Below are 19,482 nucleotides of genomic sequence, written 5' to 3'. Positions count from 1 at the left end.
GTAATCTTGTGAAAAAATAACGACTGCGGCATCATGCCGCAGTCGTTAACTATAATGCGTGTCTTAACGTTCTCTTTGTTTTCACTTTTTATGGGGTTTCTTTGCGGCTTCTATCAGTTCTTTCATTTCCATCTTAATATAATCCACATTGGGCGATGATCCTGTTAAGAAATAACGAATATTGCCTTCCTTATCAATAATAAACTTGGCTGGAATTCCTCGTACACCGTATTTGGCTGCCAAAACTTCCCCTGTCTCAGCATCTTTTTGGTCATCGTACAATACTTCAAACGGGTAGCTGTTCTTTTCGATAAACGCCTTTACGTTTGCCTTGTAATCCTTGTCTCGTTCCCAGGTGTTAATAAACAGAAACTGCACTTCCTCGTCGTCTTTATACATAGCTTGTGCAGCCTGCATTCCTGGGAAAGAACGGATACAGGGTTGACACCAGGTTGCCCAAAAGTCTAGCACCAATACTTTACCTTTCAAACTCGCCAAAGACACTTTTTCACCGCTCATATTGAGCAGCTCAAAAGCAGGTGCAGGCTTGAAAGTCTCCATTTCTTTGATATGGTTACGTATAGACGAAACAAGGTCTTCTTTTAACGATTCGTTAAACCGTTCGTAACCGTTTAGGGAACCATTCAGATCAGCATATAATTCTTTCAGATCATCTTCTACACCAAACTGACCTTTTGCATATAATTTGGTTAAGATATTATAAGCTTCCAATTTTCTTCCGGTACCCAACAATGATTTGTAATATACGGTTGATAACGCATCTGCCTGCTCAGGTGCGACATCCAATGCATTTTCAATCTGCTCTAGAGCTTCAGCATACTGTCCGCGGTTCACCAAAATATCGACATATGCCGACACGGAATTTGCATAGCCCATGGATGCGAATCTGGCTTTATTATCTTTTTGGTCTTCGGGAAGGGAAATATAGTGATACGAGTCGTCTAGAACTACTTTCAAAATAGGCGCCGCATTTGTCGTATCCCCTTGTGCTAAAAGTGTCTTTCCCACAGGAAGATATCCGTTTCCACGCCAAAATCGTTCTTTCATCTGGCCTAAATAATACTTTGCCTTCTCCGCATTTCCTTCTTTCGCAAAACTTTGTGCAAGCGAGCCCAGCGCGTAATCGTAGTTCAGTTCCTCTCCAGGGAATTTTTCAACGGGCCACTTTTTAACAAGCTTTTTGTAAGCCTTTTCTTTGTCTGCCGTGTTCTCCGCTTTTCCATATACCTCACGAAGGTAAAAATCTCGGCTGAGGCTTCCTTTGGGATATTTTTTTAATGCTAGATTTTCCAAAGGTTCGATTTCTTCTTCGTGCCCTAGAACACGGAAAAGATTGAGAGCTTCACGGTACTCGGATTCACTTTTGAAACCCTTTATTTCCTTCCGTAGCTTGTCTGCCAATGAGTCTTTCTGCGCCTTGGAACCATTTTCTAGAATAGGTTTATATTTTTCGAATTTATTACTTTCCTTTTGTTGTCCATAGCTTAGACTTGCACTAAGTGCGAACGCAACGATTAATATCTTTCTCATATTTATATATTTTTTATTTTTCTACATTTTGCTCAATAGTACCGTTACCTGGATTTTTGATCGCACCAAGTGGAATAGGCATGGTCCATAGATGCGAATCTGGGGTAAGGCTGTATGTTGTACCTCCTTCTGTCTTGGTCATGGTTGACCGATATATTTCCTCTTGATTGAGCCTGCGCGCATCCGCAAACGGAACGATCGAAAATATCAGTTCATTCTGTTTGGTACGCTGTATCCATTTAATAGCCTGTACAGGATTACTTGTTTGTAGGTCTTCATATTTATCTGCCAATATCCGTGTTTTGCGGACGGAGTTTAACACGTCCATGGCGTCGTCAACTTCTCCCGTACGAGCTAATGCTTCTGCTTTAATCAGGTATACTTCTACCGTGGTAAGCCCTTGTAGATTATGATAGCCCGTCATCATACTGGCGTAGTATGTATCTGGACCTACCGTACGTAATTTCCAACGGGCAATAAACTTAACATCACCGTCTTCAAAACGGTCTATACGGTCTAAACGTAAGTTATACTCAGCCGTTCTATAGGTGGAAGCATCGTTACCGTGACGGAAATAATAGTTCTCTATATAACCGTGATTCATAGGCGTTTCTTTGAGTGTATAGTCTGCAGGGTCATCTATCCGCGTCTTATTCAATTCATAGTAAGCCAACCAATCAAAGAGCTTGTCGTTTATCTGCAAGGCCTTATCTGCATGTTGCAATGCCAACGGATAATTGCCCATTTGTAAGTAAATACGCGCCAATAAAGCCTGCGCAGCACCTTGTCCAGGATGTAATACCGTTAAGCCGGTAACCGGCAGATCAACCAAAGCCGTTTCGAGTTCATCGATCATAAAGCTATATAACTGCGCTATATCAACTTGTGTATGAGGCGCACCGACATCCGCACTTAAAATCAAGGGCACCGCTTTTTTATCATTTGCTGTATTTGCATCATAGGCTGCGGCATAATAATTGGCGAGGATAAAATAATTGAGCGCTCGGATAACTCTTGCTGTCGCTATCAGCTCTGTTCGTTGTTGTTCCGTACACTCCGTCATCTCCGCTCCGTTTTCGATAATAAGATTACAGGTAGATATGCTGGCGTAACTTTGATAATAGGTATCTTCATCAGTATTGTTCAGTTCTTTCCGATCAACATCTTCCCTCCAAAAATAGTTCGCATCCCACAAACGATAGTAGCTGAGTGAGGAGGCATTGACGAAACGATCATTGAGCAAAATCGTTGCCTGCGTCGTACGCGTGTGGTGTACACCCGGTTCATCACGTAAGAGCGGTTCAAAGTCTGCATAGGTTAAAGGTATTTTTTGACCCGTAGGCAAAATATTTAGATAATCATTGCAAGAGGCCACGCCTGTCGCGACCAAGCCTAAAAAAATATAGTTTATAAAACGATTTTTCATGGTGTAAACAGTTATAAAGTAAGGTAAAGTCCGAAAACGTAATTTGGCCGGCGGTAGCCCCCTAGCATATTCTTCGCATTTTTACTTTTTGCAACTAGTGCGACATGCTCCGCATTTATCTGGATACGGGCACCCGGAATATGAAATTTTTCCAGATAACCGCTCGGAATACGGTACGCCAGACTGACATTCCGTATATTCAGATTACGCGCATCAAGCACATTAACATCGGCATTTCTGTATATATTTTCACTTTGCGCATTATAGAGACCTTCTTCTTCGGGAAAGACTAAACGCGGGATATCTGTATTTGCTTCGTCTCCCGGCTCCATCCAGCGATGGGCAATATCTTTATTGATCATACGGATATTCGCAAACCGGGAAGTTCCTCCGAGATAAGGCAGATCAGCGTTACGTATTTTATGTCCGGTTTGATAGGTCATCATAACGGAAAAATCAAAATTTTTATACGTTAAGCTGTTCGTCCAGGAAAAGGTGTGGGTAGGTACAGTTGATCCTGCATAAACCACGGATTCCAAAGTAGAAGGTGTCGAAGTAAGCTTTTCTCCGCTCTCATTGTATACCTGCGGCATACCATCGGCATTTAAACCTGCCCAAGCATAGCCGTATATTGCCTGATAAGGATTGCCGATTCTTGGAAAAGCATTCGGATAGTCAATCTGTAGAAAATAGACCGGTGCCTCTACATCGACATATGTCACTTTGTTCTTATTGTATGCATGCAGGAGGTTCGTATTCCAACTGAATTTATCCTTTCTGAAGACCGTTGCTCCCAACGTGGTTTCTATACCGTGATTGGTCATGCCCCCGTTGTTTAGATCGTATGTACTATACCCAAAGCCTTCTGTGGGTATACCTTGGGCGCTGGCCAAAAGGTCTTCCCCTTTTTTCTGATAGTAGTCGATACTACCCGTGATGCGATTATTCAAAATACGGAAATCGGTACCGATATTGATGGTGGTTGTTTTTTCCCACGACAATAAAGGGTTGGGACGACTGCTGACGCTGCCGGACATCCCACCGACATTTGGATTGAGGTTATAATAGGTGGTAAGATACGGACTGACATCCTGCGCGATGTTTCCACCAATACCGTACGACGTCCTAATTTTCAACTGATCGATCCAGTCAACATCAAAGAAATCCTCTCGATCCACATTCCAACCAGCGCCTAACGACCAAATCGGTTTATTTTGATATTTCGAACTCGTTCCCCATAAATTCGACCGATCATAACGTATGCTTCCACTCAATAAATAGGTGTCCCGATAAGCGTATCCTGCATTGGCATACAGAGATACATAGCGTCGAACTTGGTCAAATATGCCGTATACATCAGAGCGTTGATCGAATTGAGCGTAAGTGCCCAATATGCCTCCACCAGAACTAATACCTGGGGATAGCATTTCATAGGTAAGCGCTACCGGATCATAATGATGCAATGTCTGATTGGTACGGGTAAAGTGACTCTCCCGGATTTCAGTTCCGGCAATCGCATGCAGGCTGTGATCTTCACCAAAGGATTTATTTACATTGACTTGCTGTCGAAAGATATAGCTGTTGTTATTTTGCTCGTTTGTGGCAAATATATGTCCGTAGGGAATCGGATATTCCACCTGTCCTCTAGGTCCACGTGCGAAACTATTCACCCGGTTACGTACGTAAAAGGAGTTCTTATCATACAAGGTTTCACCTTTGTTCCGGTTAAACTCATATTGAAATGAGCCCGTATACGAAATCCAGTCGGCAAAATCTACATTCAGTTTGATGTAACTCCTGTTCCCAAAGCGCTTCTCTTGTTGGATATTGTTCGCCATCTCGTTTAAGGGGTCAATATCCATGTTGTAAAGATTATTCGTACGAATCTTGTCCCGCATATCCTGGCTTAGCCGCAATTCCTCTGTAGAAATATAATTGCTACCGTCCACGTTTTTAAGTCCATCATAGGGCATATAGGTAAACTTGGGATCAAGCAGATCATAGGTTTGTTGATTCGCACTACCGTATGTTAAGAATGAGCTCAATTCCACAGAGAGCCATTTGGTGATCTGCGTCGTGTTGCGCAAATTGATACCAAGATTGCCGTTCTTACTATAAATATCTTCCAATAGATTTTTCTTGTACGTCGCGGAGGCATAAAACCTGTTTTTCTCACTGCCGTTGGCGATATTGACATTGTACTGCTGTGCGAATGGATTGCGTTTTCCATATCGCTCTACATCATCAAAGTATCGGTAGCCACTGCTTGCCATCTCATCCAGAAGACTGTTCATTTCCGACTCGGATATCTTGCCTGCATATCGCTGGAGAATTGTTTGTATACCACGTGTAGGATATATCATTTGATTAAGCCACGAATTAGCACCTGCTGCTGACAACGTGTCTAATTGTGGGTTACGCATAGCCCATTCACGCTCTATGCCGATAATATCTGCGGCGGAAGTAATCCGACTGGTATTATAATAATAGGGCGTATGTGTGACAACCGCTGAGGCATTTACTTCCGTACCCTGTGCCTTTCCTTTTTTTGTGACAATAACTACTACCCCATTGGCTGCCCTCGCTCCATAAATGGAGGCCGCAGCCGCATCACGCAATACCGTGATGGATTCGATATCTTCTAGGTTTAGATTCGGTAGCGCTTCCTCGATATTCCCGTTAAACTGTATAGCACTGGTTTCGATCGGGAATCCGTCCACAACAAAAAGGGGACTTGTAACACCATTCATCGACGTCGTTCCGCGGATTCGACCGTCATGGTAACCGGCAATACGTCCTTCAAGTAGTGTATTTAAATCGTTTAGCCTTTGTTGTTCTAAGCTTTCCTTCGGTAAAGAACCGAATGCACCTGTTGCTCTTTCTTTAGGGATAGTCTGATATCCTGTATTTACATTCACGGTCACTTCACTAATCTCAGAAGCCAATATGGGCAATACAACGGTTCCCATTTGTATTTTTGCCGGAACTTCTATTATTTCATATCCGATGAAAGATATTTGTATGATCCCCTTTTGTGTTTCGCTTTCGAGAACAAAGTAGCCGTTTTCGTCCGTGGAGGTAGCTATATTAGTATTCTTCAAGCGGACGCTAGCACCGCCTAGCGCGATTCCTTCTTCATTTTCAACATTCCCCGTAAATGTATAACGTTGTGACATATCTCCACGATTATTTGGGCTCTTTACACGGCTGGTAGGTTGAACTGTATTTTTTAATAAGATATTCTTCTTAACAATTTTATATTCGATATCGGTGTTAGCAAATATTTTAGCAAGTGCCTGTTCAATAGAAGCATTAGTGAGTTCCACATTGACGACCGGAAATTGAATGCTGTTCTCATCGTATACAAACCGATAATTGCTTTGTTGTTCGATGCTATTCATGACCTTCCTTGCATCAACTTGTCTTGCCTTTACGCTGATTTGTCCAATAGAATGTGAGGAGAACAAAATGATTGACAGCAATAAAGATGCCAGCCATTTTAGATTAATGGTTCTTCTTTTTTTATAGTTCATGGTTGATTATTATGGTTGTGTTATTTTTTTACATCCAAGAGTATGGTTCTTCCTTCGATCTTACAATCGATCTCGAAGTAAGAGAGTATCTCCACTATATCGTACAAGTTAACGTTCCTGGGAATTTCTCCGGTAATCTGCTTTGTGGGTACCGATCTATTTTTAAAAATAAACTTGACATTATACCAACGTTCAAGTTCGGTAGTAACTGCCTGCAGGTTACTTTTCTTGAAATTGAAAAATCCATTCTTCCAAGCAATAATTTGGTCGACATCCGCAACTTCCTGTTGTAAACCGCTTTGAGCGGAAATGACCTGCTCTCCTGGCTTCAGTATTACCGAATGTTCCCCACCAGCATTTTTTTGATCCACTTTTACCTTACCATGTACCAAGGTTGTTTTCGTTACATTATTAGGATATGCACTAATATTAAAGCCTGTTCCCAACACTTCGATCTGCTGATCGTCTGTATTGACGAGGAATGGCTTTCTGGGATTATGACTTACTTCGAAATACGCTTCTCCTATCAACTCGACTTCTCGATAGTTTCCCTCAAATTGGGTAGGATAGCGGAGTTGAGACCCTGCATTAAGCCACACAGTAGAACCATCGTCTAACACGACTTTAAATTGTCCTCCCTTGGGGATACGAAGGGTATTCCATGCTGTTGATGTTATTCCTTGATCCTGTAAATTTACTAGGCGGTTGCCGACAAAGATATTGCCCTTGTTAATCGATAGGCTTGCACTGCCATCCAATATAAACTGTTTTCCATTTGCTAATTCCAAAACGGCTTTATCTTTTCCCGCTGTAATATTTTTAAATAGTATGCGCTGTTCAACGTCGTTGTTTGCCAGATTATGTACGCGATAGAGATACAGCGATGCAGACAAAACACATATCATAACCGCTGCAGCTATACTGTATTGTGTTTTTTTGAACCAAATCAATTTTGGTTTAGATGTTTTTTCTCGAATTAAAGATTCAACTTCAGTGAGATTTTTCTGAAGATCAGACGCACTTATTTTGTGTTCTGTTTTTTTTGCCTTATACAGATAAAAACTATCTAACCAAAGCTTCTCTTCTTTGCTCAATGTTTCTCCCGCATGATATCGCGCGAATAGATTTAAGATATCTTTTTTATCCATTTTTAAAATTAGGTCTAGCCCAGCATTTCAGCTGTTTTGTTTATTATAGTAGACGACTAACTAAGGAAAAGGGAGTACTAAAAAAGTAAAATAAAAAAAGAACAAAGTAGGGTGGTTAATTTAGTACGTAAATATCGGAGAGCGTTATGCACTTGCTTCTTTGCTGTTTTCTCAGAAATGTGTAGCATCTGGCCAATTTCTTTGTAACTAAGATGCTGCTCGCGATTCATTTCAAAGATCTCTTTGGTACGTGGAGGTAATTCAGATTTTTCATTTTCAATTAGGGCGATCAACTCGCGCACCAATACGGATTCTTCCGTATAACACCGTCCATTTTTATCGAAATCATGGATTTCTTCCAAGTAGCGTTCGACCACTTTTTGATGGCTTATATGATCTAAGATCCGGTACTTTACAGCCTGTGTCAGATAAGCGGTAACAGACGTTTTAACAACAAAAGTTTTGTGTTTTGTCCAGATAGCGATAAATACGTCCTGTATGATATCATTACAGATTTCATTATCGGGAATCATACGATACGCATGGCGGTAAAGCCGTTCCTTATATCGATGGAATAGCTCTTCGAAAGCACGATGATCTCCGGAGTTTATTTGCAGAGTTAGCTCTGCATCTTCCACATATGTATATCGATTGTTCATTTCTATCTGAAATGTAAATTTACCAGATTCTTCCATCAAATGCAAAAAAGAGCAATCTCTCGACTACCCTCTTCATTAACTAAACAAAACTATAAAATCATGTCGTTAATTTACCTGTTCTATACCCATGAGCGGGCACTTTATAACCAGTAATTATAATTTACCTTTAGACGCATCAATGCCGCTTTGTAGATAGGCTGCATAGCTGTTCACGTCATAGTCAGCGCCGCTAGGCGGTACCAGCACATTCCCGCCTGTATCCACGATGACGTATAGCGGTTGCGAATTGCTGTTGAATGCAGAAGCCTGAAAATCGCTGTTCTTCTTGCCGATGGTGTTGATCTTCTTTCCCGAGTATTCCGATACGTACTGTTCCTCGGCGGCCAGTTCCGTCCGGTCATCCACGAACAATTCCACCATCACGAACTCCTCCCGGAGCAGCGTCGCCACTTTCGGATCGGTCCATACGTTGGCCTCCATCTTGCGGCAGTTCACACAGTTCCAGCCCGTAAAGTCGATGAGCACCGGTTTGCCCAGCTCTTTCGCTGCGGCAAGCCCCTCTCCGTAGTCGTAGTACGGGTCAAACCCTTTGGGTGTGCCCCGCTCGTGGAAGATCTCATAGTATTTCTTCTGCTTTCCCGTGCTGGATGTTCCGGTGGCAGCAGGGCCGAAACTCACGGTGGACAGATCGAAGTCCTGTGTTGCCGACGGTGGCAGGAATGCCGATATCGACTTCAGCGGTGCTCCCCACATGCCCGGCACCATGTACACCACAAAGGCAAATACGATGACCGCCAGCATGGTGCGCGGAACGGACAGGTGCGGTAACGGACTGTCGTGAGCAAAACGTATCTTGCCGATCAGGTACAGCCCCAGCAGCCCAAAGATCGCTATCCAAAGGGCCAGGAAAACTTCCCTGTCCAGCCAGTTCCAATGGTAGGCGAGATCTACGTTGGACAGGAACTTCAATGCCAGTGCCAGTTCAAGGAAACCTAGCACCACTTTAACGCTGTTGAGCCATCCGCCCGACTTGGGCAGGGACTTAAGCATCGAGGGGAAGAAGGCAAAAAGCACAAAAGGTATGGCCAGGGCAATGGAGAACCCGAGCATGCCGATAGCAGGCCCCAGACGCTCACCCTTGGAGGCAGCTTCTACCAGCAACGTGCCGATGATCGGCCCGGTGCAGGAAAAGGATACCAGCGCCAGACTGAATGCCATGAAGAACAAGCCCAATAATCCACCTCGGTCCGATTGCGCATCTATCTTATTGACAAAGGAACTCGGCAGGGTGAGTTCGAAAGCACCGAAGAAGGATGCCGCGAAGATGACCAGTATCAAAAAGAACAGAAAGTTAAATATGCCGTTCGTAGACAGGGCATTCAGGGCGTCGGAACCGAAGGCGATGGTGATGAGCATACCCAGTGCCACATATATGACGATGATAAAAAGCCCGTATAAAAGTGCCTGTGATATACCCCTGGCACGGGAGCCGCCTTTCTTGGTGAAGAAGCTGACGGTAAGCGGTACCATGGGGAATATGCAGGGCATGATGAAAGCTGCGAAACCGCCCAGCAACCCGGCAATGAAAATCCCCCAGAGGGACTGCTGTTCCGTTTCGCTGGCATCCACCGGCTGTACAGGCGCATCTACTGCCTGCTCCTCTTCCCGGTCTTCACTTGTCGCTCCATCTTCAAAGACGAGGTCGTCCGGTACCTCCAACAGGGTATCTTCTCCAGTAGAAGCCGAACCATCTTCTACCGGGCTTTCGTTAAATTCGATACCATCTAATGAAATAAGCGTGTCTGCCTCTTGTCCCCACACGATAAGAGGGATTATCAAGGCTAAACTTATAAGAAAGTTACGTATGCTATTCATACATGTTGTTTTTAAAAAAGTTATGCAAGTGAAGCAGATGTTGGAAGTGATATAAGTGGCTGCGAAAGACGACTGATAGGGTGAAAACCATCAAACTCCACGTCGGTTGTTATAAATCCATCCCTAACAGGTTCTTCTTTAACCAAATCTGTACTCAGGTATTTTTTATTGTCGTCACATAGGAGCGTTACAATTGTTGCATCAGGCCCAAGTTGTTCTTTCAGCTTAATTGCTCCTATCACATTTGCTCCGGACGATATACCTACCGCGAGCCCCAGCTGTTTTGCCAGTTTTTGTGCCATTAATATAGAATCACCGTCTGAAGCCTGAATGACTGGGTCCAATTGATCAAGTTTAACAATCGCGGGAATAAATTCATCTGAAATTCCTTGTATGCGGTGTGATCCTACTTTATATCCTGTCGTTAAGGTAGGGCTTTCGGCAGGCTCCAATGGATGCACCTTCACGGAAGGATTTATTTGGCGGAGATAATTTCCAACGCCCATTACCGTACCTCCTGTGCCCACGCCTGCCACAAATGCGTCTGCTATTTTCCCGATCGATTCCAGTTGTAATGCAATTTCCCGCCCGGTAGTTAACTCGTGCGCTTCGGCATTATACTGATTCTCAAACTGACGCGGAAGAAAGACACCGCCTTTTGCAGCCAACTCCTCACTCAAACGGATACTACCGAGAAATCCCCCCTCCTCTTTACTGACCAACTGTATATCCGCCCCCATACTCTTGATAATATCCATACGCTCTTTACTAAGCCAATTGGGCATAATAATCTTGACCTGATGTCCCAGCGCCTTGCCAATAGCGGAGAACGCTATCCCGGTGTTTCCACTCGTAGCTTCTACAATCACATCATCGGGACGTATCGCGCAGTTCATATAGGCTTTATACAAAATGTATAACGCCATTCTATCCTTGATACTACCTGTTAAGTTGTAATTCTCGCACTTCACATAAATCGTTCCAGGTCTACCCTGGTAAACATATTGTAACGCCAGCATCGGTGTATTACCTATTAGGCACCATAAGTGTTTAAATTTACTATCCAGTTTTGGAGACAGACATTCACTGATTACCTCTTCCATCATATTTAAATAATTATCTCACAAAATTTGCATTAAACAAAATAATATTCAATAGTTTAGTATCATATACGAAAATATTATCGAAATTAAAGATTTAACAATAATTATTTCAACTTTTCATATCTTTGAAAGATCAAATCAAGAAAAACATACCATGGAACTTGACAATGTGGATATAAAGCTGTTGCGTCTTCTGCAAAAAGACGCTTCGCTCAGTAACAAAGAGCTATCCTATCATCTAAACAAATCGATCGCCGCGGTTCACGAACGGGTGAAGAAATTAAAGGCAAATGGATATATTAAGCGTACCGTAGCTATACTGGACCGTGTAAAAGTGGGAATCGATCTTATCTCTTTTTCCCAGGTATTCTTGAAAGCACATACCGCCGAAGTGCTAAACGAATTTGAAAAGGAGGTCGCAAAATTTCCGGAAGTGATGGAGTGTTACCAGATGGCCGGTTCGTATGATTTTATGCTACGCATCGCAACAAGGGATATGGAAGCTTACCATCAATTCTTACGGTATAAACTGGCGGTATTACCGCATGTCAATACGGTACAGACTTATTTTGTACTGTCGGAAACGAAAAGCGAAACAGCTTACCCGATATAGCCTAAAAAACAAAAAAAGGCGCCCTTCTCTACGGAGGACGCATTCTTCTGCAGGCTAAGGATGGATAATCTTAATAGCCAAATATTTCCTCGAGGCTTAACTTCGTAAGTTTTCCGATATGACCAAGCTGTTCATCCGTAATGTTTTTCTCGGAGGCAACAATACAATATGTATAAGGTTTATTGGCCAACTCCGTCTGGTGAACTTTTTCAATATCGGCGAACTCCATCGTTTTCACTTGGCTATACCAATCTTTACGTCGGTCATAGTCGATACCTTTTTTAAGATTTTGCAGGTAACTAAAGATGACAGCATCCTTTTTTATCCGTTGTGTTTCGATATCGCTAAGGAAGCTTCTCTTAGCTGTATTAAATGCTTTCTCTGAGCGTGGTAGGGCATCCAGCAGCGCATTCATCCCTTCTACAGCTTCACTGATTTTGTCAGATTGCGTACCGATGAACGCCGAAACTGCAAAAGGATCTTCTTTCTTTGCGGGAGATGAATACGTCGCATAGGTCGTATATGCCAGACCTTTCGCTTCGCGTAGATTTTGAAAAACGATGGATCCCATTCCGCCTCCAAAGTACTTATTAAACAGGGCAACGCCCGCCTCTTTACCAGGCTGATAGTCACTTCCTTTTCTATACCAACTGATATCTGCCTGTACCATATCATAATTGGCAAAGAGCACGGTATTTTCCGTCTGATCCAAACGTGTATATTGGCGTTTGGTAGGTATGCTGTTATAAGATTCGGGTGACTTATGGTACTGGCTAAGTTCAGCTTTATATTGTTCCAAATTCAGCGGGCTATAGGCAATAACTTTATGCTCGTAATCCAACAGATTATGCAGCAGCGCTACCAGTTCGTCCCCCGTTACAGCTGTTAATTCCTCTGTAGAGAGTTGGTCGTTGAAAGGATTTTTAGCACCATATGCCGCATAACTCATCAAACCCTGCATAATATAGCGTTTGTTCGTCTTATTGTTTTGCCGTTGTTGCAACACGTCTTTTTTGAGGTTAACCAAAGCGGCAGTGTCGACTTTACAGTTCATTAGAAAATCGGTAAACAATAGCATCGTCTCGCCATAATTTTCCTGTAGACCGGTCAGCGTAATACGTGTTTCCTCGCTACCAATATTTATACTGTAGTTACTGGCTAATTTGTAGAAGGCCTCCTGCACCTGAGCCGCCGTCATCTTGTCGGTACCGAGATAGGAAAGATAATTACCTGCTAAGGGCAGCAAGTTATCGTTCCAGCTTCCCATGTCAAAAAGAAATGTTTGCCGGAAAAGCTGATTATCCTTATTCTGAACATAGAGAACATCTGCTTGCCCCGCTTTGGCCGATTGGATATCGCGTTTGTAGTCTAACCATTCGGGCTGAACAGGTAATGATGGCATTGCAGCTATTTCGTTTAAATAGGCAGACTGCTTGTCTGCATTGGTATGGACGGGGGTAATCGGTGGTTTTTCTACTTTAATGATATCGCCAGCCTCCCCTTGTTTTTTATTGACAATGACATAGTTATCGTTAAAAAAGGTCTTGGCGAAATCCACAATATCTTTTTTGGTGATCTTAGCTAATGCATCAAGATAACCTACCTCTCGGTCCCAGCCTGCACTTTTAGTACGGATAAAATCGGTGACTAGGTGTTGCGTACGCGCTGTGTTGTTGTCCAACCCCTGCAAAAAGGATAGCGTACTGTTCGCCCGTATGGCATCTATTAATGATCCATCGAATTCCCCGCTCTTCAAAAGCGCTATCTGTTCCAGCAACAGCGAGCGCACTTCTTCTAATGTTTGACCTTGCTTCGGATAACCATAGAGCGTAAAGAATCCATAGTCTTTTTGTTGATTCACATTCGCACCTGCCCCTAATACAAGTTGCTTTTGGGATAAATTTAGATCGATCAGACCGGCCTTGCCATTAGATAGCAACGAAGATGCTACATCGGCTAGCAATGCTTCCCGACTAGTGCTGTTACCGACGCGATATCCCATGATCATATACTGTGCACTTGGTCCGAAAACATCAAGGACGGCCGATTGTTTAATGGGATCTTCCGAAACATCACTATCCTGCACAGCCTCACCCGATGGGTAAGTACCGAAATAGTGATCTACCTTTTTTATCATGTCGTCCGAATCGAAATCTCCCGCCAGTACAATAGCCATATTATTGGCTACATAATAGGTATCATAAAATGAACGTATTACTTTCAAGGATGGATTTTTAAGATGCTCTACGGTTCCCAAGGTAGTCTGCTGCCCATAGTTCGTTTTTGGAAAAAGTTTAGCCAATAGTGCTTCAAAGGCACGTCTCCCATCATTGTCTATGCTCATATTTTTTTCCTCATAGACGGTCTCGAGTTCGGTATGGAAAAGCCTGAAAACAGGGTATCTAAAACGCTCGGCCTGAATCATCAAAAATTTATCGATCGAGCTCGAAGGAATATCTTCCTTGTAGACAGTTTCGTTAAACCAAGTGTGCGCGTTGGTACCCTGTGAACCAATTGTCGACATCAGCTTATCATACTCATTTGCAATCGAGTAACGGGATGCCTCCACCGATAGGCTATCAATCTCTTTATAAATTGATCGACGTTTAGCTGCATCGGTTTCCCTTGTATATGTTTCATACAGTTCTTCGATCTGATCTAATAGCGTTTTTTCTGATACCCAGTCGGATGTTCCGATTTTGTCGGTGCCTTTGAATAAAAGATGCTCCAGATAATGTGCCAACCCTGTATGGGTAGCCGGATCATTGTTGCTACCGGCACGTACGGCAATCTGAGCCATTATACGAGGTTCGGCTGTATTTTCTGTCAGGATAACGGTAAATCCATTTTTCAATGTGTAGAAACGGGTATTCATCGGATCATTACTGACGTAACGATATGTGTATCCCCCGGCTTCTGCTTCTTTCCAACTATACTTTTCCTGTGCAACAGCATGTAGGACAAAACCCAGACCAATGAAAAGGATACAGATACGGAAAAAACTATGTTTGATATTCATGGTTGTTCTTTTTCTAAAATGAAACTTATTTTACAGTAATAGCAAAAGCCCTTTCATCGGGAGGAAGGCATTGCTGATCGTTACAGACCATAAATTCGACTGCCCCTTTGATAATCGTCTGGCCTTTCTTCAGTTTTATCTTTTGCTGAAAAACCACCTCCTTACTGAAATACAAAACCTGCATGTTAAAGGTCTTTTCAAACTTTTTGTTCGGTGTTGGTTCCAGTACCTTTCCAACGAGCTGATAATCGTTTGACGGTGTGAAGCTGAACGAAGTCGGAACGGGACCGCCCTCACCGATATGCTGCGAATAGATGTTCCAACCATTATCTATCGTGGCCTTTAGAAAGAGTACTGCTTCATCTTTACCAGTCTTCTTAGCCGCAAATGTCCACTTAACAGGATCGAAGATCTGCGCCTTTACAGCATTTATTGCTAATAGGGCGATAATCACTATTGTCAATTTTTTCATATGATTTGTATTTGATAATATATTTTGCACGCCAAATATCACGGCAGGAGCATACTGATTTCATCAAACCTCTTCATTTTCTAAATTATTATCAATAGTATATTATATTTTCAGTAAAATTTTCGGTTTCAACACATAAGTTCCATATTTTTCTTGTCAAAAGAACTTATTTACGTCTAAATTCACAGAATGTCATATCCAATCGCCTTGTAACTTTCTACTAAGAATCGTGAACTTCTTCATCCGATCGTTGTTCACTTTATATAAACAAAAAAAAGGATATGACACAGCATAGCGAGAAACAAAGCAAGACACCTAAAGGAAAACCTTCAGGCACATCACGGGATACCGCTGGACCGATTGAAGTGGACACCACTAAAGTTGAAGATACAGAAAAAGTAGAAAAAAAATATCTAAATGAGGACGGTGAAACGGCAGATTACGTCGATACCAAGAATGTAAATCGGAATACAGACAAGGGAGCTGAAAATTGATGATTTTTAATGATGGAAGTATTTAGGATCTGAATATATAAAATCATATTCTAGTTCGTTTATCAGTCTATTTGAAGAAATCAATCTACCTATTTCCTTTTCGCTCTCGACGTCATGTTGATTTTTCTGTATAGCGATGACCTCTCGTTTTGTAGGATGCTCAGGGGCTACGACATTGTATAATTTTGCACAAGATTTATTTTCAATCATTTTCTCGATTACCGCAGTGACGTCTTTGAAATGGACGTGGTTAACAGGAGCGTCGAGATTCGGAATATTGTATTTGCTCAGTTGCCTATCATCTCCCATGAGTCCGCCCAACCTCAAAATATTAACTTGAGGGTATAATGTTCGTAATAGATGCTCAGCGAACACCTTTTCAACAGGCACATCTTCTTCGGTAAATTCTTTTTGTTTGTTGGGATAAACACTGGTTGAATTTATAAAAAACATTTGTCTGCCAAAACTACCTATGAACGTAGAGAAATTATCAATCCGTTTTTGAATATTATATATATCGTGGTCTTTGCGTGTAGAAATTGGAAATGTAATAATCAAAACATCTAACGATAGAACGGCATCCCAAAGCGAAATCTCATCAGATGACCGATCTGTATTGAAATCCACAAGTGTTGGTTCTAAGTTTTGTGATGCCAGTACTTTTATTTTGTCCGTTGACGTTGTTGTTGTATAGACACGATTCCTGATTTGCCATTTTTTAGCTATTCTGACACCGAGCCATCCACAACCCACAATACCTATGTTTAAGTCAGTTAAATTCGAGGCCATTTATTTTTTAAATATCTCATTAGCTTTCAAAGTTACTATTCTCGATAAAAGCGGAATACTCTTTTTAAATTTTTATTAATCATATTGACATTTTTAGATAAACAGGTTTTGCGTATATTTAAACATTGTAGTACATAGTAGGAAGAACTAAATTACACAACATGAAAACGACTCCTGAACATGATAGACGGATAGCAAAAATGACCTTTGCTTCTGTTTATCCGCATTATGTAACCAAGGTGGAAAAGAAAGACAGGACAATCGAAGAGCTGCATCAGGTCATAGAGTGGCTGACTGGCTTCGACGATAAAAAACTGGAAGAACTCATTGATGAGAAAGTAACTTTTGAGACATTTTTTGAGAGAGCCAACCTGAACCCCAATGCGTCGCTCATAACGGGCGTAATCTGTGGTTACCGGATAGAAGAAATTGAAAACCCGTTAACAAGACAGACTAGATATCTGGATAAGTTGGTAGACGAATTGGCGAAAGGCCGGAAGATGGAAAAGATCCTAAGATGATAATTGAACTGGAGGCATATTTGAGAAAATTAATTCACTTCACGGAAAGTGAAACGGAGATGTTTATCTCACTATTTTCTGCCATTCAACTTAAAAAACATGATTACTTTGCAAGGGAAGGCGAATATTCATCAAAATTGGCATTTCTTTCGAAAGGTGTAATGCGGGCATTTTTCCGAAATAACTCTGGGAATGAATACAATAAAACCTTCTTTGCACCTCCTAATTTTGTAGCGGCCTATTCTTCTATTACGACAAAAGAGAAGAATCTAATAAATATTCAATGTTTAACAGACTGTTCAGTATTAGTGGCAGACTTCGGCAAAGTTACTTCGCTTTACAAGAGCTTTCCAAAAATTGAAAGCCTGGCGAGGATTTTAGCAGAATACAAATTCGCCATAAAAGAAAAAAGGGAAATTGAACTTGTAACGCTCGGAGCGAAAGAACGCTACGATATTTTTAAAAAAGAACACCCTAATTTAGAACACCAAATTAGCCAATACCATATTGCTTCCTATTTGGGTGTCTCACCAACACAATTAAGCCGAATCAGGGCAAAGAAGTAAAATCTTTACATATGTAAATGTTTTCCGTTTTTCTTCTTGGGAACTTTACAGAATGAAAATTAAAATAATATTGGCATCGGTTCTTTTTACCAATATGGTTTACGCACAAACCAACAAAGTTTTATTTGTAATGAGTGCAGCGAATACCTTAGAACTGAACAACGGAGAAAAACTTCGACAAACTGGCGTCTTCCTGAACGAATTTTACCTCGCTTATAAATCGATTATTGAAGCTGGATATACCGTGGATTTTGCAACACCAAATGGGGTTGTCGCGACAATAGATGAAGAAAGCGTGAAAGACAAATATTGGAAAAATAGCTTGGAGATAAAAAACGAGGCTTTAGCATTCACCCAGACAGATAGTTTGTTTAACAACCCCAAAACACTGGAGCAGGCTGTTGAAAGAAAATCGGAGTATATTGGTTTGATCATCCCAGGTGGACAAGGTTTGATGGTCGATTTGCAAAACGATATTAACATACCTGTCCTCTTAAAACACTTTGCAAAGGAAAACAAGCCAACTGGTCTTATTTGTCACGCACCAAGTCTGATATTAACTATTCCAAAAGATGAAAACCCATACATTGGTTTTAAAGTTAATTCGGTCTCGCTATTTGAAGAATTCGTAATTGAACGTTTTATTATGAAAGGGAAACCCAAAAACAGAAAAATAGCGAAGAAATTAAAAAAAATGGGGCTACAACATAAGAGTAGGCTACCGAAGGCAAACTATGCAGTGAAAGATAGAAATTTAGTGACGAGTCAGAATCCGTTCTCTGGAACTTCATTTAACAAATTATATTTAGATGCACTAAATGAATATCTAAGAAAGGATTGACCAGAGTCCCTCGGTTTAAGGAATGTTAAAAAAAGCTAATGTGGCACTATCTGTGTTTTTTTTAGTTAAGTTTATACTTTGACAAACATAATTTTGAAGAACATGAAATGTCCGAATTGTAATGCGACCCTGTTAATGACGGAACGTCAAAACGTTGAAATTGATTATTGCCCACAATGTAGAGGAATTTGGCTGGATAAAGGTGAATTGGATAAGTTACTGGAGTATTCTGCTCAAAGAACCCATGGGAATAATCCTGACAAAGGAAGTTATAGCGATGTTGAGAAGCGACCCTACTCACAGGATTACGAACGGAATGATAAATATTCAGACAGGAATAAACACCCCCAATATGGGCGTAAAAAGAAATCTTTTTTATCTGATTTTTTCGATTTTGACTAGCATCTTTTCTTCGATTGCAGAAGTGAATATACTGTCGGTAGCCTTTCGTCTTAAAATCAAAATCGTGCGATAAGCGTTTTTTATATTCAACGCCCCAGCCTACCCCTTCTGTTATCATCCCAGCTTAAATAACAAAAGCCACTCTTGTGAAGAAGTGGCTTTGTGCTTTGTGATCCCCCTGGGATTGGTTCAGTCCCACATTGCCCAAACTCATGCCTGAACCTTCGAGAATCGAACCCATCCCGACCCTTCGTTCGAATCTTGCGGGCACAAAAAAAGCCCAATCTTTCGATTGAGCTTGTTTAGTGATCCCGCTGGGATTCGAACCCAGGACCCATACATTAAAAGTGTATTGCTCTACCAGCTGAGCTACGGAATCTTACTTCGTTTTCTGAAGCACCGCTTCGTTGTTTGAAGTGATGCAAAAGTAGGAATTTCGATTTAAAATGCAAACATTCTTAACCTCTTTT

At 41.6% G+C, this 19,482-nt stretch carries 16 protein-coding genes and 1 tRNA gene; 6 read left to right on the top strand and 11 right to left on the bottom strand.

From position 1 onward, the window contains the following. Positions 1–81: 81 nt before the first annotated feature. The 7 genes from G5B43_RS16210 to G5B43_RS16180 form a co-directional block, all read right to left on the bottom strand. A complete protein-coding gene (locus G5B43_RS16210) occupies positions 82–1,551 on the bottom strand; it encodes a TlpA disulfide reductase family protein (RefSeq protein WP_165295844.1) in 1,470 nt (489 codons plus the stop codon). 13 nt (positions 1,552–1,564) lie between these two features. Continuing rightward, positions 1,565–2,977 carry a RagB/SusD family nutrient uptake outer membrane protein gene (locus G5B43_RS16205; protein WP_165295843.1) on the bottom strand — a complete coding sequence of 471 codons (1,413 nt, stop codon included), beginning with the start codon at positions 2,975–2,977 and terminating at the stop codon, positions 1,565–1,567. 11 nt (positions 2,978–2,988) lie between these two features. Further along, entirely contained in the window at positions 2,989–6,510 is a 3,522-nt protein-coding gene (locus G5B43_RS16200) for a SusC/RagA family TonB-linked outer membrane protein (RefSeq protein WP_165295842.1), read from the bottom strand. A 20-nt stretch (positions 6,511–6,530) separates the two neighbouring features. Next, the gene (locus G5B43_RS16195; RefSeq protein ID WP_165295841.1) at positions 6,531–7,658 is read right to left on the bottom strand and encodes a FecR family protein; all 1,128 of its coding nucleotides are present in this window, start codon (positions 7,656–7,658) and stop codon (positions 6,531–6,533) included. 77 nt (positions 7,659–7,735) lie between these two features. Next, positions 7,736–8,317, bottom strand: coding sequence for an RNA polymerase sigma factor (locus G5B43_RS16190; RefSeq protein ID WP_165295840.1), 582 nt, complete (start codon positions 8,315–8,317; stop codon positions 7,736–7,738). 153 nt (positions 8,318–8,470) lie between these two features. After that, positions 8,471–10,192, bottom strand: coding sequence for a protein-disulfide reductase DsbD family protein (locus tag G5B43_RS16185; protein ID WP_165295839.1), 1,722 nt, complete (start codon positions 10,190–10,192; stop codon positions 8,471–8,473). Between the two features lie 20 nt (positions 10,193–10,212). Continuing rightward, the gene (locus G5B43_RS16180) at positions 10,213–11,298 is read right to left on the bottom strand and encodes a PLP-dependent cysteine synthase family protein (protein ID WP_165295838.1); all 1,086 of its coding nucleotides are present in this window, start codon (positions 11,296–11,298) and stop codon (positions 10,213–10,215) included. 151 nt (positions 11,299–11,449) lie between these two features. Between G5B43_RS16180 and G5B43_RS16175 the strand changes: the two genes are divergently transcribed. Next, entirely contained in the window at positions 11,450–11,908 is a 459-nt protein-coding gene (locus G5B43_RS16175) for an Lrp/AsnC family transcriptional regulator (protein WP_165295837.1), read from the top strand. A 70-nt stretch (positions 11,909–11,978) separates the two neighbouring features. On the opposite strand, the gene G5B43_RS16170 is transcribed toward G5B43_RS16175, so the two are convergent. Together G5B43_RS16170 and G5B43_RS16165 are read right to left on the bottom strand one after the other, a co-directional pair. Continuing rightward, entirely contained in the window at positions 11,979–14,927 is a 2,949-nt protein-coding gene (locus tag G5B43_RS16170; RefSeq protein ID WP_165295836.1) for a M16 family metallopeptidase, read from the bottom strand. A gap of 25 nt (positions 14,928–14,952) precedes the next feature. Further along, positions 14,953–15,399, bottom strand: a complete 447-nt coding sequence (locus tag G5B43_RS16165) for a protein-disulfide reductase DsbD domain-containing protein (RefSeq protein WP_165295835.1) — start codon at positions 15,397–15,399, stop codon at positions 14,953–14,955. Positions 15,400–15,680: 281 nt separating this feature from the next. Between G5B43_RS16165 and G5B43_RS16160 the strand changes: the two genes are divergently transcribed. Beyond that, positions 15,681–15,893 (top strand): hypothetical protein, encoded by a 213-nt coding sequence (locus G5B43_RS16160; protein ID WP_165295834.1) that lies wholly within the window; start codon positions 15,681–15,683, stop codon positions 15,891–15,893. A gap of 6 nt (positions 15,894–15,899) precedes the next feature. Here the strand turns inward: G5B43_RS16160 and G5B43_RS16155 are convergent, their stop codons facing one another. Next, positions 15,900–16,682: a hypothetical protein gene (locus tag G5B43_RS16155; protein WP_165295833.1), complete on the bottom strand. Its 783-nt coding sequence runs from the start codon at positions 16,680–16,682 to the stop codon at positions 15,900–15,902. A 161-nt stretch (positions 16,683–16,843) separates the two neighbouring features. On the opposite strand from G5B43_RS16155, the gene G5B43_RS16150 reads away from it, so the two are divergent. From G5B43_RS16150 to G5B43_RS16135, 4 genes are all read left to right on the top strand, one after another. Beyond that, the gene (locus tag G5B43_RS16150) at positions 16,844–17,203 is read left to right on the top strand and encodes a DUF2200 domain-containing protein (RefSeq protein ID WP_165295832.1); all 360 of its coding nucleotides are present in this window, start codon (positions 16,844–16,846) and stop codon (positions 17,201–17,203) included. Then, the gene (locus tag G5B43_RS16145) at positions 17,200–17,769 is read left to right on the top strand and encodes a Crp/Fnr family transcriptional regulator (RefSeq protein WP_165295831.1); all 570 of its coding nucleotides are present in this window, start codon (positions 17,200–17,202) and stop codon (positions 17,767–17,769) included. The genes G5B43_RS16150 and G5B43_RS16145 overlap by 4 nt, the downstream gene beginning before the upstream one ends. Before the next feature lie 52 nt (positions 17,770–17,821). After that, positions 17,822–18,610 carry a DJ-1/PfpI family protein gene (locus tag G5B43_RS16140; RefSeq protein WP_165295830.1) on the top strand — a complete coding sequence of 263 codons (789 nt, stop codon included), beginning with the start codon at positions 17,822–17,824 and terminating at the stop codon, positions 18,608–18,610. Between the two features lie 102 nt (positions 18,611–18,712). Beyond that, on the top strand, positions 18,713–19,012 hold the full coding sequence (locus G5B43_RS16135; RefSeq protein ID WP_165295829.1) for a zf-TFIIB domain-containing protein: 300 nt from the start codon (positions 18,713–18,715) through the stop codon (positions 19,010–19,012). 306 nt (positions 19,013–19,318) lie between these two features. On the opposite strand, the gene G5B43_RS16130 is transcribed toward G5B43_RS16135, so the two are convergent. Next, positions 19,319–19,391, bottom strand: a tRNA-Lys gene (locus tag G5B43_RS16130). Positions 19,392–19,482 lie beyond the last annotated feature (91 nt).

Origin of the sequence: Sphingobacterium sp. SGR-19 (genome assembly GCF_011043555.1) — a bacterium.
GTDB lineage: Bacteria > Bacteroidota > Bacteroidia > Sphingobacteriales > Sphingobacteriaceae > Sphingobacterium.
Note: the sequence above shows the minus strand (reverse complement) of the source record. Positions and strands in the feature narration are given on the sequence as shown.